The organism is Acinetobacter sp. TUM15071 (assembly GCF_008980925.1).
Classification (GTDB): domain Bacteria; phylum Pseudomonadota; class Gammaproteobacteria; order Pseudomonadales; family Moraxellaceae; genus Acinetobacter; species Acinetobacter dispersus.
This window is the reverse complement of record NZ_BKGB01000005.1, coordinates 135,370-150,950: the sequence shown is the minus strand read 5'-3', so window position 1 is coordinate 150,950 and position 15,581 is coordinate 135,370. Positions and strand designations below refer to the sequence as shown.

The window sequence follows — 15,581 nt, the reverse complement described above, 5'->3', positions numbered from 1 at the left end:
GCTCTGATTACGCTTCTTTGCTACGGTTAGCTTTTTCAACTAAACCTGATAAACCTTGACGACGTGCGAGTTCATCGAGAACCACTTGTGGCTCAAGATCGAAGTAACCCAACATCACAATACTGTGGAACCATAAGTCCGCGACTTCATAAATCAGATCGTGTTTATTTTCCAGTGAAGCTAGAACTGCATAATCTTTGGCAGCGATGATACTTTCAATACTTTCTTCACCGACTTTTTCTGAAATCTTATTGATGCCTTTTTTATACAGGCTGGCGATATAAGAACTATCAGATTCAGCTATTTTACGCTGTTGCATTAAGCGACCTAAATAGCTGAGTACATCCACTTGTTCACTTTGACCATGATCATGGGCTTCAACTTTAGCTGATGCACCATAAATTGCTGTCGGATCTTTGAGCTGTGCATCAACAATTTCCCAGCCTTGTGGGGTGAGTTTACGATAGAAGCAAGACTCACGACCAGTATGGCAGGCAATGCCGCCATGTTGTTCAATTTGTAGAATAATCACGTCGGCATCGCAATCCAGGCGAATTTCATGCACGGTTTGAAAGTGTCCTGATTCTTCACCTTTATGCCAGAGTTTTTGACGTGAACGTGAGTAATACACGGCCTGATTTTTTTCAGCTGTCAGTTGTAAAGCCTCACGATTCATCCACGCAACCATTAACACTCGACCTGTTTGATGATGTTGTGCAATGGCAGGAACAAGACCATTGGAATCAAATTTAACTTCATCTAACCAGTTTGACATGAGTGAAAATCCATTGAGTGGAGAGCAGCTAGTGTAGCGGTTGTGGCAAGGGTTGGCTATGCTTGTTGGGTAAAAAATCGGTTATGCGATTTTTGCATGAGATTGATAGAGTGAAGTTTATATTGTTATAAATAGGAGTTAACTTGCTTGTTTTAAGTAAAACTTTTTCAATCCTTATTAATTGAGTGTTGGGTAAAATTTTGGGGTTCAGTATTGAAAAATCATGAAAATCTGGCTTGTAGAGTGTGTGGACTTATTCAATTCGAAGCACCATGGGGGGACGATGGAAAAACACCTAACTTTATGATATGTGCTTGCTGTGGTGCTGAGTTTGGGTATGAGGACTGCACAAAAGAATCAGTAAAAGTTCATCGTACAAAATGGCTAGATACTGGTGCAAATTGGTGGGAAATAAAAAATAAGCCAGATCATTGGGATATTCATCTGCAACTGCAAAATATCCCGATAGATTATAAATAAAGGTGGTTTCTTAGTAGTTTGAAATTTCAATCAAATTTTGATCAGGATCTCTTAAATAAACTGATAAAATTTTCCCCATTGCACCCGTTCTTTCGATTGGACCTTCAATGATTTCAATTTGCTGTGCTTGAAGATGTGCAATTACTTCATTCAGTGGCGTTTCCGCAATAAAGCACAGATCCGCTGAGCCCGCAGTCGGGTGAAGTGCTTTGGGTTCAAACTCTTTGCCCACTTGATGCAGATTGATTTTTTGGTTGCCAAATTGCAGTGCTTTACGGTTTTCACCGAAATGAATTACCTCAAAATTCAGGGCTGATTGATAGAACTTACAAGTTGTCTCAATATCTGCAACGGTCAGAACCAAATGATCTAAATGACGAATTTTCATATTAAGCTGCTCTTATTCATATTCAGGTAGAGATTCAGTTTTAGTATTGAAAACATGATCTTTCCCAGCATATTGCGCCACTTGTTGATAATCAAGTTGCTGAAACAGTCCTGTTTTTAAGCCTGAAATGGTGATTGCCATTTCTTTGCGAAAATAGGGGATTTGATACATCCACGGGAAGGTTAAGTCACGTAAGCCACCTGCCCACCAATGATCAGATTGATACAGTGGGGTGAGTAGACGACTTAAAAATTGATAGAACTGGGTCGAGGAACCACGATGTTGATGATAGTGCTGCCACAGCACTGACCAATCTATTTGCTGATTTTGTTTTGCTGCTTGTAGTGACTGTGAAAAGGCCCATGCATCCAACAACGCCATATTAGCACCTTGGCCCAGTTGAGGGCTCATGGCATGAGCAGCATCACCGATGACGCCAATTCGGCCTTGCCCAAATTGAGACATCACCACATCCCGATATTGAGCGGATAACCATTGTGGTTGATTGTATTCGTTTGAGATTAACTGTTTTAGCCATCCGCCAACCTCAGGCCAACGATCGGCCACCTGTTTTAACCATTGTTGTTTAGCCGACTCATCTTTTAAGAATGATTGTAGTTGCGAGGTTGGCAAACTCCAGAACACACTAGAAAGTCGTTGCTGAGGTGCTGTCGGTATAGCACCCGTAGGCAACACACCCATCATGATTTGGGAGCGATCATAAAATTGATGCAGAATTTCAGGATCGAGTGTTGGACATTCAGGCACGATACTCCATGCAGCTCCCCATGGATAGGCCTGATCAACTTTCACCCATGCTGGAGGGCGCAATTGGCTACGTGCACCATTGGCTATCAGTACAGCATCGAAGCAGGCATCAAAATTTTGTTGCTGGTGAGAACTGAATAATCGAACTTCATTTGTATTTTCTTGAATACGATCAACTGTATGACTCATACGCCAAGTCAGATGACTGGAATATTCTTTTAGCTTTTGGATTAGGACATGGCATAAGGTGGCACGGTGAATACCGAGACCATAGAGGTTGCTGCCTGCTTGATGATAGTGACTATTCACCAACAGACGTTTATTCGGAAGTTGGCCTTCCAGTCCTGTGACTTTGGCACCCAGTTTTAAAGCCTGATCGAGTACACCTAAATGCTCAAATACAGCTAAGCCAGCAGGCTGTAGCAACAAACCTGCACCCACGGGAGAAAGTTCATCGACCTGTTCAAAAATCGTAACCTGATGACCTTCTCGAGCAAGTAAAATTGCGGTTGCGAGACCTGCTGTGCCTGCACCAATGATGGCAAAATGAAGTGTTTTCATTGTTTGTTCTTTTAAAGTCTTTATGAAATGTACTCAAACAGCATCTTAACTGATCTGAAAGACTTTTAAAAAAAGAAAATCTGAGACACAACGAAGCTGCAGGTTGTTTATTTAGGTTGATCTTGCCCCGTAGTCATCTTGAGGAGAGTGCGATCTTTTTTCACAAAGTGATGATACAGCGCAGCGCCTGCATGTCCTAAAATCAGCATCCAGATGAGCCATTTTCCAAGAATTTGCTTATGTATAAAATCAATCGGGATCTCGAACTCTTCAAAGCTCAAGCCTAAGCCTTGAGCAATCAAGTTTTGAAACAGACTTGTGTGTTCAAATTGGGGAATTTCAAATAAGAAAAAGAACTCGGTATTTACACTCGTACCCAAATAACCTGTTAAAGGTGCAATGACCATAATGGCATATAGGGCAAAATGCCCTGCATGCGCTGCAAAAGTCGCAGCTGGGCTAGCAGGCTCTAATTGGGGTTGTGGATTGTTCAGACGCCAAATAATTCGAAGGATAATGAGTATGGCAATACTGATGCCGACGGAAAGGTGAAGCTGTAATGCTGTCCAGTTTTCAGGTGTACCTTTTTCGGTAAACCAATGTCGGTAATAGACACTGCAATAAGCGCATAAAAACAATAATGCCGTGCTCCAATGCAGCCATTTTGCAATCGAGCCATAGTTATGAATACTATTTCTTAAACCCATGTTCTCTTCCTTTAAAATATGTGTCGATTCACCTTAGTATCTTGCTGTGGCACGTCGCACAGGGATGCATGATCGTATATCTACAAAAGGATGAGAAGCTTTTGAGTGAGAATGGCCTAAGTTGGAGTTAAAACTTTCCTAAACTATAAAAATGAATTGAATTTTCATCAGGATTTGGATGGAGGCAGCGTTTAAAACAACAAAGGCCGTATTTAAAAAATACGGCCTTCAATGCAAAACAGAGCAGTTTATTTCACGATTCGCCAGAATGCTAATAGGCTACTCAGCACAATCAACACAATGGAAATAAACCACGGGCTAATAATGGCAATGGTGAGCAAAATCACCATGGTACTGCCAAATATCCAGCTACGACGTTGCTGTTGCTGCGTTTGCAAACGCATTTGCTGAAGTTCACGCAATTGTTTGTCGTGCCAAGCCGATTGGTTTTTTAGACCATTTAAGCTGTCAATTAATAAACCTGGAATATCTTGTGCGCCAAGTAATAGGTCTGGAATTTGCTGTCCCAGTTCTTTCACATTTTTGACTGGATTCATATTGGCTTTGACCCATTCGGTCAGAATTGGTTTTGCCAGTTTCCAGATATCCAGTTGTGGGTAAAGATCTGTTCCTAGGCCTTCAACATGCACTAAGGTTTTGAGTAACAGCATCAACTGCGGTGGAATTTCTAAATGGAAACGACGGGCAATATCCATCACCTGAATCAAAATGCCTGCAAAATCAAGTTGATCCATTGGTTTGGAAACCATCGGGCCAACGGTACGACGCATTTCGCGGGATAGGGCATCTTGATCTGTACCCGGTGGAATCCAGCCTGCTTGATGCACAATTTGAATCAATTGCATGAAGTTACTGTTCATCACAGCCAGTAGCATACGAGCAATCGTCATTTGATCGTGCTTAGACAATTCACCCATAATCGCACAGTCCAACGCGATAAAACGTGGATTGCTTGGGTTAATGGTCTCGACAAAGACATTGCCTGGATGCATATCCGCATGGAAGAAGTTGTCACGGAACACTTGGGTGAAGAAAATGGTTAAGCCTTTTTCCGCCAGATCCGCACGATCCATACCTAAACGATCAAAGGTAGCAATATCAGAAATCGGGACACCTGTGATGCGTTCCGCCACCATCACGTCTTTACTGTCCATATAGACTTCTGGCACGTACATCATGCTTGAGCCAGTAAAGTAGTGACGCATACGGCGGGTGTTGTCTGCTTCCAGACTCAAATCAAGCTCATTTAAGATGATTTGACGATAGTCTTGAATAATTTCTGATAAATGCAGGGCACGCGCTGCTTCTAAGCGATTTTCCAACCAATCGCCAAGCCAAGCCAGAATCTCAAAATCTTGTAAAATTTGACTGCGAATATCGGGGCGAGTGACTTTAACGACAACTTCACGACCATCATGCAAAGCTGCTGTATGCACTTGTGCAATCGAGGCTGCGGCAAGCGGCTGCTCATCGAAGCGTGAGAATAAGGTTGATACATCTGCTTTGAGTGATTCTTGAATGCGCTGTTTGGCTAGCTGAGTGTCATACGGTTTGACACGATCTTGCAATAACACCAGTTGTGATAATACTTCAGGTGGAATTAAGTCACGACGCGTAGATAGCAATTGGCCGAGCTTAATCGCTAAGGGACCCATATCCTCAAGGGCTTCTTTTAGCTTAAGCGGGTTCTTTTTTTCACGACTTGACCAAGCTGCAGGATGCATTTTAATCAGACTTAATGCATGACGAGCTTTTACTGGTAATTCTTCCGCAGGGAACAAGGTGTCAAGGCGATAGTGTGCTGCAATACGCCAAAGTTCGAGTAACCGTGTAACATGCGGAATCATATAAAGTCTTACCTAGTCTTGTGTGGGTTGCTTGGATGGATTGAGTTGAGCATTGAGTTGTTGAAGCTTGGCTTCCAAACGATCAATTTCCTGATTGAGTTGACGCGTCTCGCGATTGAGATCATCCATTTGCCAACGTGGGGCAAATAAACCGCTATCTTCTTTTAAGGCATCTTCAACAAAAAATAAATGACTTTGTAGTGAGCGTCTCAAATGCTTGGGTGCAAGTTGAACTTTACCCAGCTCATGTGCCAGCTGCGGGCCAATCCAAGGTGACAAATGTGCTGCGAGATCAGGCTCAGCCTGTTGCATGATTTTTTGAATATCCTGCAATAGGTGATAATCACCTTGCAATGGGATATTACCAATTTGATCCATATCACTGAGCAGTAATTTAACCAGCTCAACCGTATTTTCAACATGTAATGTTGCGGTTGCAGTCGTAATTTTAGATTGAGGATCAAATGGACGCTGTTCAAAGAGAGAAGGGGTTTGACCTTGTCCAGTCACGGTCGGTTCTAGACGAACTCTATTTTCATCAAAAAAAACATCAACTGAGAGTTGTGGACTGTCGATCACAACACGTAATAATTGACCTTGTAGTTGATTAAGTTGAATGCGAGTAATCGCATCCAAATCAATCACATGATGAATGATACGCTCGACTGCACCGAGTGCTAAAATCGACCACATATCTTAAGCCTTAAAGTTTGAATCCACGGTGAACAGCAACAATACCACCCGTTAAGTTGTGGTAGTCACAGCTTTGGAAGCCCGCATTTTCCATCATACCTTTCAGTGTACGTTGGTCTGGGTGCATACGAATTGATTCAGCAAGATATTTATAGCTTTCAGCATCATTGGCAACCAGTTTGCCCATGATCGGCAATGCCGTGAATGAATAGAAGTCATAAAGTTTTGAGAACGGTTCAAATACAGGCTTAGAGAATTCAAGAATAAGCAGGCGACCACCTGGTTTAAGCACGCGGTACATGGCTTGTAAAGCAGCATCTTTATCGGTCACATTACGCAGACCGAAGCTGATAGTGACTAAATCAAAACTGTTGTCTGCAAATGGCTCGAGCGTTTCAGCGTTGGCAAGCACGAAATCAACATTGGTACAGCCTGCATCAATGAGGCGATCACGACCAACATTTAACATTGATTCGTTAATATCTGAAAGAACCACATGACCTTGAGGTCCAACTTCACGGCTAAATACTTTGGCTAAATCGCCTGTACCGCCTGCAATATCAAGCACGTGTTGACCACGACGAACACCTGACATATTAATGGCAAAACGTTTCCAGATACGATGGATACCAAAAGACATTAGGTCATTCATGATGTCGTATTTGCTGGCAACCGAATGGAATACTTCAGCAACTTTCTGTGCTTTATCATCACTATTTACGGTTTGATAACCAAAGTGTGTGGTTGCACCGACGTTACCAGTATTGGCACCACGGGGTAAGTTATATTTTGGAATTGAAGCTGTTGAGGTCTGTGCTGCACCCTGTTGGATTGGTTGCTGCTGACCTTGTGGTGTGCCTTGTGGAAGGGGCGTGTTTAAGAAAGGGCTGACTTTGTCTGAACTTGGGTTTTGCTCAACTTCTGGGGTAGGCTGTTGGTTTTCGTTAGACATTGTTTTCTCCTAAACTTTCGCTCTAGCGGCACGAATCAGCAAGCATGATGACAGATTTTGTATCTTTTTACAGGGTTTCAGCTGTAATTGATATGAATAATATACAGAAAGTCACTTTCTAAAAAGGGTTTTAATTTTTCTTAAGATTTGAAAAGACTCATTTTTCTCTGCAACCCCAAGCGTTAAGGTTGCAGAGCAATCATCTAAACTTTAGTTACGGAATGGATTTGGATGTCCAGCATGTACCTTCTCAATAATTTCACGCTCTTTTTCGCTGAAGGTTTTGATAAAGGTTGCAGCAGACTTCATTGGTTTCATGGCTGCGAAACCTTCTTGGATAAACTCGTACATACGGTCAAATTGATATTTATGCGCAATGCCTTTACACATTTTAAAAGCGGCATACATCATGGTTGAACGCATATATTTATCAAGGGTAAGGCCTAGCTCATCAAGCAGTTGTAACTGTTCATAACGCGCATCACCTTGATCAAGTTTAACCAAGGTTTGACGCATGATTTCATCAGTTAACGGTGTATCGGGAGAGTAATCCTGCAACAGCTGTACCGCGACTTGTTCATCCAACTGTGTAGCAAGGACTGCCAAACTGACCGATTTTGTGCCTGTCTTGATGGCATTTTCTGGCAAAAGACTTTCAGCTTTATGTGCATATTTCAGCAGGCGTTCGATTTGCTGCGCCATTGCATCAAAGTCTGGTCCACCATACAAACGATTTAAAAAATACTGGGCCATGAGTTGATTTTGAGGTTCAGCAAAAAACTCAGCATGCGTTTGTGCAATACGCTCTTTCATCCATGCCTGTACTTCATGCAATCTCTGTGCAAGCACAGGATCTTGGTGGTAATTCAAAGTTTGATATTGTAATAAAAGATTATCAAATGCAGCGAGTTTTGACATGTTCGAACTCAAAGAAAATAAAACCATAAAATCATAGGCTGCATCATAACCAAGAACCATGACAGCATAAACTCTAAATGTTTAATAATCGGTCACTGTGCTGATGTTGAAACAGGAATCTACAGAAATTGTACACGGGTTTTTCTGAGATAAGCTTTGGTTTTGACTATACTCTTTTTTAATTTGAATAATGAGCCGCTTAGAGCAAAAAAAGATGAGTAAACAACAACCGACATTTGAATTACGCGATGAAGATGAACTTTCGCTAGAGCTGATTGAAGCACAATATGCTTTAAAGAATAGCCGAGATAAAAAAAATGCCAAAAGTGTTTTGGTTCTAGTCAGTGGAATCGAGTTGGCAGGTAAGGGCGAAGCCGTTAAACAATTACGAGAATGGCTCGATCCACGTTATTTACGGGTGAAAGCCGATGCACCTCAACTCTTATCAAATAATCAGGCTTTTTGGCAATCCTATACGCGCTTTATTCCAGCCGAAGGGCAAATCGTGGTGATGTTTGGCAATTGGTACAGTGACTTACTCACTACTGCGATGCATGTTTCGAAGCCTTTAGATGAGAATCTGTTTGATGGCTATGTGGAACAAATGCGCGCTTTTGAACATGATTTGCAGAATAATCATGTGCATATTGTCAAAGTCTGGTTTGATTTATCATGGAAATCATTGCAAAAGCGTTTAGATCAAATAGATGCTTCTGAACAGCAATGGCATAAATTGCATGGTTTGGATTGGCGCAATAAAAAACAATACGACACTTTGCAAAGTTTGAGCCAGCGCTTTACTGATGACTGGTTTATTGTTGATGGTGAAGATGAAAAACTGCGTGATCAGTGCTTTGCCCAATATTTATTGCAAACTTTACAAGAGTTACCTGAGCATCAAACCAAAGTTACGCAAAAATGGCAGCAAGCTGCGATACCGAAAGCCTTACTTGAACCTGAAAAAGCGGGTTTAGAAAAACAAGATTATAAAGAAGAGCTGAGTAAACTGACTAAAAAGGTGGCAGATCGGTTACGTTATGACGAACGTAAAGTGGTGATTGCCTTTGAAGGAATGGATGCAGCAGGCAAAGGCGGTGCGATCAAACGAATTGTGAAAAAACTCGATCCAAGAGAGTATGAAATTCACACCATTGCCGCACCTGAGCGATATGAGTTACGCCGTCCTTATTTATGGCGTTTCTGGAGCAAGTTGAATGATAGTGGCAAGATCGCCATTTTTGACCGCACTTGGTATGGACGCGTGCTGGTTGAACGGATTGAAGGTTTTGCTTCGACGGTCGAGTGGCAGCGGGCATATAGTGAAATTAACCGTTTTGAAGAAAACTTGGTGGATAGCCAAACCGTCATTGTGAAAATTTGGTTAGCGATCAGCAAAGATGAACAAGCTGTACGTTTTAAAGCGAGGGAACAGACGCCACATAAACGTTTTAAAATTACTGAAGAAGATTGGCGTAATCGAGATAAATGGGATGAGTATCTCAAAGCAGCTGCGGATATGTTTAAGCGCACCGATACTGATTATGCACCATGGTATGTGATTGCAACCGATGATAAATATTTAGCCCGAATTGAAGTGTTGAAAGCGATCTTAAAACAGTTGAAGGCGGATTAATCCGCCTTCTGTTTGTCATTGCCTAGGTTAATTGTTATTTGCCAATTGTGCGCTGTAACTGTGATGTTGTCGGAACACGATTAAGGTCGCGATTAAGCTGGTGATGGCAGCAAACATGAGCCAGAATGCAGGCATGCTCTTATTGCCAGATGTTTGTACCAGATAGGTCGCTATCATTGGCGTGAGTCCACCAAAGATAGAAGTGGCAAAGCTATAAGCAACCGAAAATCCTGCAATCCGTACTGAGCTTGGCATCATTTCAGCCAATGAAACCACTAAAGCACCATTATAAAAGCTATACAGTAATGAGAACCACAATAACACCATCAGCATGTGCGATAGGCTAATCGTATGTGTTAACCAAGTCAGTAGTGGATAGGCACTGACAAAGATCAATACAGTCGTCGCGATTAAGAGAGGCTTACGGCCAAACTTATCGGAGAGATGACCGCCAAGAGGTAATAAAATAAAGTTACTCAGTCCAACCATGATGGTGGCGATCAAACTTTCGGTGCGTGTTAAATGTAGTACTTCTTTACCGTAGGTTGGGGTGTAAACCGTAATGAAATAAAACATCGTGGTGGTGGTTGCAACCATGCATACACCTGCCAACACAATTTTCCAATTGGCCGCTAAGGTGGCGAGAATTTGTCGAGTGCTTGGATGTTCTTTGCGAGAAGCAAAGGCTTCTGTTTCAACCAGTGACTTACGCAACCAGAAAATAAAAGGAATGATGGCACAGCCGACAAAGAACGGAATACGCCAAGCCCAAGCATCCACTTGTGCTTTGGTAAACACTACACTGACGATATAACCTAAGACGGCTGCAAAAATGACGGCAACCTGCTGACTTGCCGATTGCCAACTGGTAATAAAACCACGGTTATGCGGTTCGGCAATTTCGGCCAGATAAACTGAAACACCGCCCAGTTCAACACCTGCGGAAAAGCCTTGCGCAAGACGCCCTACGAAAATCAGCACAGTCGCGGCAAATCCAATACTGGCATAGCTCGGTGTGAATGCAATGATTAGCGAACCGAAGGCCATGATACTTAAAGTCACCATCAGACCACGGCGACGCCCAATGCGATCAACATAAGGACCGAGTACTAAAGCACCAATTGGGCGCATGAGAAAACTGACTGCAAATACGAGGAAGGTTTTCATCAGCGCGGCATAGCTACTGTCTGAATGGAAAAAAGTTTGGCCTATGGCTTGTGCATAGAGTCCAAACAGGAAGAAGTCGTATTGTTCAAGAAAGTTCCCGCTGGTCACGTTAAAAATTGAACGGACACGAGAAGGTGATTGGCTATTTTGCACAACGACGCTCCATCATCTGTTTATCATTGAGATGTGGAGATTAAAAATACAATCTTTATGAAAGCTTAAAAAATTAAGTGAATATTAACGTATTTGTGTGGTTTTTTTATTGATCTGTTGCATCACTGTAAAGGTCAATAATTTACAGTGATGCAAAAACACGGCTTGAGAGGAACTGACCGTTTTTATTTAATAGGTTGAAACGGTCTTCTTCTGAATGCGTTTTGCAAGGTTGTAGCAATCCTGCACATGTGCTTCGGTAATTTTACGCATCATAAAGTATCCCAGACTAGCGGCAACAAGTTGCCCGCCTAAAGGGATAAACTTGGTCACTTGCTTGGTGGCAATTTTGGTAAAAAAACCATTAAATGATTTTTTCATGGCAGTACGTGCCACCACAAAACCTGAAAACTCAAAACCACGTTTGCGTAGTTCATCCCAATGAATTTTTTTGGTTTCAGGGTCATAAACACTAATGTGCTCAGGTGCGAGACCGAAACGCGCATTAATATCTGGGATCACTTGTGTCAGCATACCTAAATCAACAACGACATCAAAAAAGGGAATCGGCACAATCGCTGCGCCTGCTGACCAATACGCACGCTTTTTAGCGAGTTCCAGACACTCATCACGAATCTGTTCCAAGTTTAAGTTTGGATTAATTGATTCAGGAATATTATCAATTTTCATAAAGTTATACCTAAAGTCTATCCCTCGATAGTACATTCAATCGTATGGAATGGTGAAATTCAAAACAATTTTTTTATTTCCTTGTGTGTTTAGCGTGACATAGTGATTTGAAGTTGTATAGTGATGATTGTGTACGATTTCGTGCAACAGTCTGCTGTTTTATTGATGAGGTTACATTAACGCATGGGGATTCATGTTATTCAAAGTCAACGCCTTGATGTATTGTTGCAAGGTGTGATGGCATCAATCACTCAGCCGAGTAACTCCGCATTTCAGGTGTTTAAAACCCAGCATTTTATTGTACCGAGTCCCGCCCAAGAACAATGGTTGACCCAGAAAATTGCTGAACAGCAAGGCATGACTGCCAATTATCAATTTCATCAACGCATTCGTGGTTTTCAGTGGTATGCCTATCAACAGGTATTAGAAAATAAAGAGCAAGTACGTAAAGCCAATATTCCACATTTGATCTTAAAATGGCGTATTCATCAGGCCCTGCAGCCTTTTATACAAGCGCAACAGAATACACTTGCTTTAGACCATCCATTATATTCGATCGTACAGCGCATTTATGACAGTGCAGACCAATTACAACAAGGCACAGAAAAGCAGCTTAAAAAGCAGAGTATGTTGTATTGGATCGCGGAGCAGGTTTCGCAGCTTTTCAGCAACTATATGATTTATCGGGGTCACTGTCAGCGAGCCTGTCAAGGCAATTGCACATGTGCAGGTAACTGGCTATCGGCTTGGGGACAAAATCGTGCTTTAGATATTGAACAACTCATTTCTAAAACAGATCAAGAAACTTCAGCATTTACCTTAAATCAAACTCAGCAGCTTGAAGCTTGGCAACGTTGGCTATGGCAGAACTATTTCCATGATGATTTTTTAGAAATACAAGGTATTGATGCTGATTTCTGGCAGCTTCTAGACAATGAACAGACACGTCAGCAAGCATTGGCACAGCTCCCGAATCAGGTGATTGTATTTACGATTTTAGATTTACCACCGAGCCAGCTACAATTTCTACGCCGTTTGGGACAATATTTAGATGTGGTGATATTGCACTATAACCCATCACAAGAATATTGGGCGGACAGCGTCGATCCTCTCTGGAAAAAACGCTATGACTTAGGGGTGAAAGAACGCTTTCTGGTTAAACATCCCAATGCCAGTGATGCAGATATTGCTACATTTTTTGAAAATTTCAGTCTCGGTTTCAATGCCTTAAATCGTGAATCTCGCCATCCTTTACTGACACGTCTGGGCAAGCAGGCACGTGACCACTTCTCATTATTATCGCAACTGGCAACAGGAGAAGAAGGGAAGTGGGTCGATGCTTTTGAGGATTATTTCCCTGACACTTTGCTGGGTAAAATTCAATCTGATATTTTCTATTTAGTGGAACCCCAGCCACAACAATATGAACTTGCACCTGATGATCAGTCGATCCAGATTCATGTTTGTCACTCCAGCATACGCCAGCTTGAAGTGTTAAAAGAGCAATTGTTACATTGGTTGGCTAAAGCTGATTCGGTGCCTCGCCGTCCAAGCGATATTTTGATTTTAACGCCAAGCTTAGCTGAGCTTGAACCTTCAATTCGCAGTGTTTTTCCTGCGGTCGCAAACGAGCACGAAGTTTTTTTACCCGTTAAAATTGCAGGGGTCGCGCAGTTAGATGCATTAAATGCTTGGCGTGCAGTGCTTGGGCGTTTGCAACTGACGCAAGGTCGATTTATCCAAGATGAGTTTGCCGATTGGCTTAATCTTGCCGCAACGCAACAACGCTATGGCGTGGATTACTCGCAGACACAACGAATATTGGAATTGCTCAATGATGCTGGTTTTAAGCGTGGTTTAGATGCAGAACATTTAAAACATAGTTTAAGTGCAGAGGATCAAGACTATCGTTATAGCTTTAAATTTGCTTTAGATCGTTTGGCTCTCGGCATTGCTGTACCCGTACATGCGATGGTGCAAAACACCTTGAGTTATGCTTTGGTGCAGCCAAGTGATTTTGAATTGATTGGGATTCTGATTCAGATTTATCATGACTTATCTACTCGACGGGATTGGCTGATTGCACATGAACAAGGCCAGCGCTTCCCTGTTGAAGTATGGTTAAAGCGAATCAAAGATGATGTATTAGAGTTTGAACAAGCTGATGTGGTTGCCTTAAAAGCAGTTCGTGAAATTATTCAAAAACAAGAACGTATGCTGACTTTGGCCAGCTATTATGACGATGCAGAAACCCAGTTACGCCAAATTTCTTTGCCTTTGCCTTATATCATTGAAGAAATTCAAAAAACACTAGAAAACCAGTCAGCTCAAGTTGAACCAACGGGACAAATTACTTTTAGCCAGATTGGGCAGATTCGTCCAATTCCATATCGCCTGATTGTATTGTTGAGTCTAGATACAGGTAAATTTCCAAATCGGGACAGTCATATTCCCTTTGATTTGATGGATGCATTGCGTCAACAATTGGGTGATCGTTCTCGTCTGGAAGATGATCAGGGCGCATTTTTAGATGCAATCTTATTGGCACAAGAGCAAGTATGGCTGTTTTATAATGGCTTTGATATCAACGATGGTGAGGTCAGAGAACCATCCAGTGTGGTACAAGGTTTCCGAGATCATTTGGCTTTGATTGTGAAACCTTCATCAACTCAAAGTGAACAGCGTTCTATTTTACCAATCGGGGATGCAGGTGAGTTTGAGGCATTGCAAATCCCACCGCAGCTTTATCCTCTTTACTATCTACACCGTTTACAGCCATTTGACCCCTTAGGTTTTGTGGCGGATCGTCCTGTTCGATATCAGGACCAATGGTTTAAAGTCGCCTCACAGATTCAGCAAGTTAAAGGTGAACGACAGGCATGGGCCAATACGCCTTATCCTGTTGAACAGCATGAAATGACTATTCTGAGTAGTCAGCAATGGATTCAGGATGTTACTTTCCCTGCCAGATTGTATTTAAAGACATTAGGAGTCGAAAATTTAACTGCAACTGAACTGATCGATCAAAACGAACCTCTATTGTTGGATGGGTTGGGTAAATATGCCATTCGCCATTTTTTACAACAGCATGATGAGTCGATATCACCGAATATTTTGCAAGATCAATTGCCTGTTGGAAAAGTCCAACAAAGTGCATGGCAGCAAAGTCGTTTAGAGCAGCAGCGTTTGCTGGAGCGTTTACAGCAATATGCCGCAGCACCGACGGAAACTACACAACGGGTTTGGCGTGTCTCTAAACATTTACAAATCGGCTGCGTCACACCTAAACAGTTAACCCAAGATTGGGTGAGTTTGGACCCATCGAGTGCGCGTGCTAAACGCTTAGCCAAGGTCTGGCTGGAATATCTGTTGTGGTTGGTGGTGTTGGACAGCGACAGTGCAACCGAACAACGTCGTATAGTGGTATTTAGTGACCAAACTGTGATTTGTGAAGGATTAAATTCTCAGCAGGCACGGGCTTATCTGCAAGCATGGTTGCAGCTTTGGTATACAGCACAACAGCAACCCGTGGTGTTGCCAGCTGCATTGATGTTAAAAACGCTGGAAAAAGCCAAACGCTATGAATGGACTGAACGGGATGCACAGCTTGTTCTAGCTGAAGATAGTCAGAAACAAGTCTTCAAGGACTGGAATGATACAGGTGATTTCTCAGGTTTTGATATGAGCCAAAATGAAGCTTGTAAATTGCATCGCGATTGGCAGTTTATTTTACAAGAGCAAGATGCAGCAGCCTTATTGCAATTTGCTTGTGATCATTATTCTTATGCCTTGTATCAACCAATTTTTGAATTTTTACGGGTGGAGTAA

At 42.2% G+C, this 15,581-nt stretch carries 13 protein-coding genes; 3 read left to right on the top strand and 10 right to left on the bottom strand.

Annotation, left to right across the window (positions count from 1 at the left end; all coding sequences use genetic code 11):
* Positions 1-7 precede the first annotated feature (7 nt).
* Positions 8-775, bottom strand: a complete 768-nt coding sequence (gene hisIE, locus GBI66_RS06665) for a bifunctional phosphoribosyl-AMP cyclohydrolase/phosphoribosyl-ATP diphosphatase HisIE (protein ID WP_151715572.1) — start codon at positions 773-775, stop codon at positions 8-10.
* 213 nt (positions 776-988) lie between these two features.
* Here hisIE and GBI66_RS06660 point away from each other — a divergent pair, with 213 nt between their 5' ends.
* On the top strand, positions 989-1,255 hold the full coding sequence (locus tag GBI66_RS06660; RefSeq protein WP_032857412.1) for a hypothetical protein: 267 nt from the start codon (positions 989-991) through the stop codon (positions 1,253-1,255).
* A 10-nt stretch (positions 1,256-1,265) separates the two neighbouring features.
* On the opposite strand, the gene GBI66_RS06655 is transcribed toward GBI66_RS06660, so the two are convergent.
* The 7 genes from GBI66_RS06655 to GBI66_RS06625 form a co-directional block, all read right to left on the bottom strand.
* Entirely contained in the window at positions 1,266-1,643 is a 378-nt protein-coding gene (locus tag GBI66_RS06655) for a VOC family protein (RefSeq protein ID WP_151715571.1), read from the bottom strand.
* A gap of 12 nt (positions 1,644-1,655) precedes the next feature.
* Positions 1,656-2,972: an NAD(P)/FAD-dependent oxidoreductase gene (locus GBI66_RS06650; RefSeq protein ID WP_151715570.1), complete on the bottom strand. Its 1,317-nt coding sequence runs from the start codon at positions 2,970-2,972 to the stop codon at positions 1,656-1,658.
* Positions 2,973-3,079: 107 nt separating this feature from the next.
* The gene (locus tag GBI66_RS06645; protein ID WP_151715569.1) at positions 3,080-3,679 is read right to left on the bottom strand and encodes a cytochrome b; all 600 of its coding nucleotides are present in this window, start codon (positions 3,677-3,679) and stop codon (positions 3,080-3,082) included.
* A gap of 248 nt (positions 3,680-3,927) precedes the next feature.
* A complete protein-coding gene (locus GBI66_RS06640; RefSeq protein ID WP_151715568.1) occupies positions 3,928-5,547 on the bottom strand; it encodes an AarF/ABC1/UbiB kinase family protein in 1,620 nt (539 codons plus the stop codon).
* A 12-nt stretch (positions 5,548-5,559) separates the two neighbouring features.
* Positions 5,560-6,240 (bottom strand): SCP2 domain-containing protein, encoded by a 681-nt coding sequence (locus tag GBI66_RS06635; protein WP_151715567.1) that lies wholly within the window; start codon positions 6,238-6,240, stop codon positions 5,560-5,562.
* A gap of 10 nt (positions 6,241-6,250) precedes the next feature.
* On the bottom strand, positions 6,251-7,192 hold the full coding sequence (gene ubiE / locus GBI66_RS06630) for a bifunctional demethylmenaquinone methyltransferase/2-methoxy-6-polyprenyl-1,4-benzoquinol methylase UbiE (RefSeq protein ID WP_151715566.1): 942 nt from the start codon (positions 7,190-7,192) through the stop codon (positions 6,251-6,253).
* Positions 7,193-7,402: 210 nt separating this feature from the next.
* Positions 7,403-8,110, bottom strand: a complete 708-nt coding sequence (locus GBI66_RS06625) for a hypothetical protein (RefSeq protein WP_167515367.1) — start codon at positions 8,108-8,110, stop codon at positions 7,403-7,405.
* A 214-nt stretch (positions 8,111-8,324) separates the two neighbouring features.
* On the opposite strand from GBI66_RS06625, the gene GBI66_RS06620 reads away from it, so the two are divergent.
* Positions 8,325-9,743, top strand: a complete 1,419-nt coding sequence (locus tag GBI66_RS06620) for a phosphate--AMP phosphotransferase (RefSeq protein ID WP_151715565.1) — start codon at positions 8,325-8,327, stop codon at positions 9,741-9,743.
* 27 nt (positions 9,744-9,770) lie between these two features.
* On the opposite strand, the gene GBI66_RS06615 is transcribed toward GBI66_RS06620, so the two are convergent.
* Both GBI66_RS06615 and GBI66_RS06610 read right to left on the bottom strand, forming a co-directional pair.
* Positions 9,771-11,063 carry an MFS transporter gene (locus GBI66_RS06615; protein WP_151715564.1) on the bottom strand — a complete coding sequence of 431 codons (1,293 nt, stop codon included), beginning with the start codon at positions 11,061-11,063 and terminating at the stop codon, positions 9,771-9,773.
* Positions 11,064-11,252: 189 nt separating this feature from the next.
* Complete coding sequence (locus tag GBI66_RS06610; protein ID WP_151715563.1) at positions 11,253-11,753, bottom strand: hypothetical protein; 501 nt, start codon at positions 11,751-11,753, stop codon at positions 11,253-11,255.
* A 183-nt stretch (positions 11,754-11,936) separates the two neighbouring features.
* On the opposite strand from GBI66_RS06610, the gene GBI66_RS06605 reads away from it, so the two are divergent.
* A complete protein-coding gene (locus GBI66_RS06605; protein WP_151715562.1) occupies positions 11,937-15,581 on the top strand; it encodes an exodeoxyribonuclease V subunit gamma in 3,645 nt (1,214 codons plus the stop codon).

What these genes read in the sequence shown, in the direction of transcription:
- hisIE (WP_151715572.1), bottom strand. Translation starts at nt 775, where the DNA reads ATGTCAAACTGGTTAGATGAAGTTAAATTTGATTCCAATGGTCTTGTT.
- GBI66_RS06655 (WP_151715571.1), bottom strand. Translation starts at nt 1,643, where the DNA reads ATGAAAATTCGTCATTTAGATCATTTGGTTCTGACCGTTGCAGATATT.
- GBI66_RS06650 (WP_151715570.1), bottom strand. Translation starts at nt 2,972, where the DNA reads ATGAAAACACTTCATTTTGCCATCATTGGTGCAGGCACAGCAGGTCTC.
- GBI66_RS06645 (WP_151715569.1), bottom strand. Translation starts at nt 3,679, where the DNA reads ATGGGTTTAAGAAATAGTATTCATAACTATGGCTCGATTGCAAAATGG.
- GBI66_RS06640 (WP_151715568.1), bottom strand. Translation starts at nt 5,547, where the DNA reads ATGATTCCGCATGTTACACGGTTACTCGAACTTTGGCGTATTGCAGCA.
- GBI66_RS06635 (WP_151715567.1), bottom strand. Translation starts at nt 6,240, where the DNA reads ATGTGGTCGATTTTAGCACTCGGTGCAGTCGAGCGTATCATTCATCAT.
- ubiE (WP_151715566.1), bottom strand. Translation starts at nt 7,192, where the DNA reads ATGTCTAACGAAAACCAACAGCCTACCCCAGAAGTTGAGCAAAACCCA.
- GBI66_RS06625 (WP_167515367.1), bottom strand. Translation starts at nt 8,110, where the DNA reads ATGTCAAAACTCGCTGCATTTGATAATCTTTTATTACAATATCAAACT.
- GBI66_RS06620 (WP_151715565.1), top strand. Translation starts at nt 8,325, where the DNA reads ATGAGTAAACAACAACCGACATTTGAATTACGCGATGAAGATGAACTT.
- GBI66_RS06610 (WP_151715563.1), bottom strand. Translation starts at nt 11,753, where the DNA reads ATGAAAATTGATAATATTCCTGAATCAATTAATCCAAACTTAAACTTG.
- GBI66_RS06605 (WP_151715562.1), top strand. Translation starts at nt 11,937, where the DNA reads ATGGGGATTCATGTTATTCAAAGTCAACGCCTTGATGTATTGTTGCAA.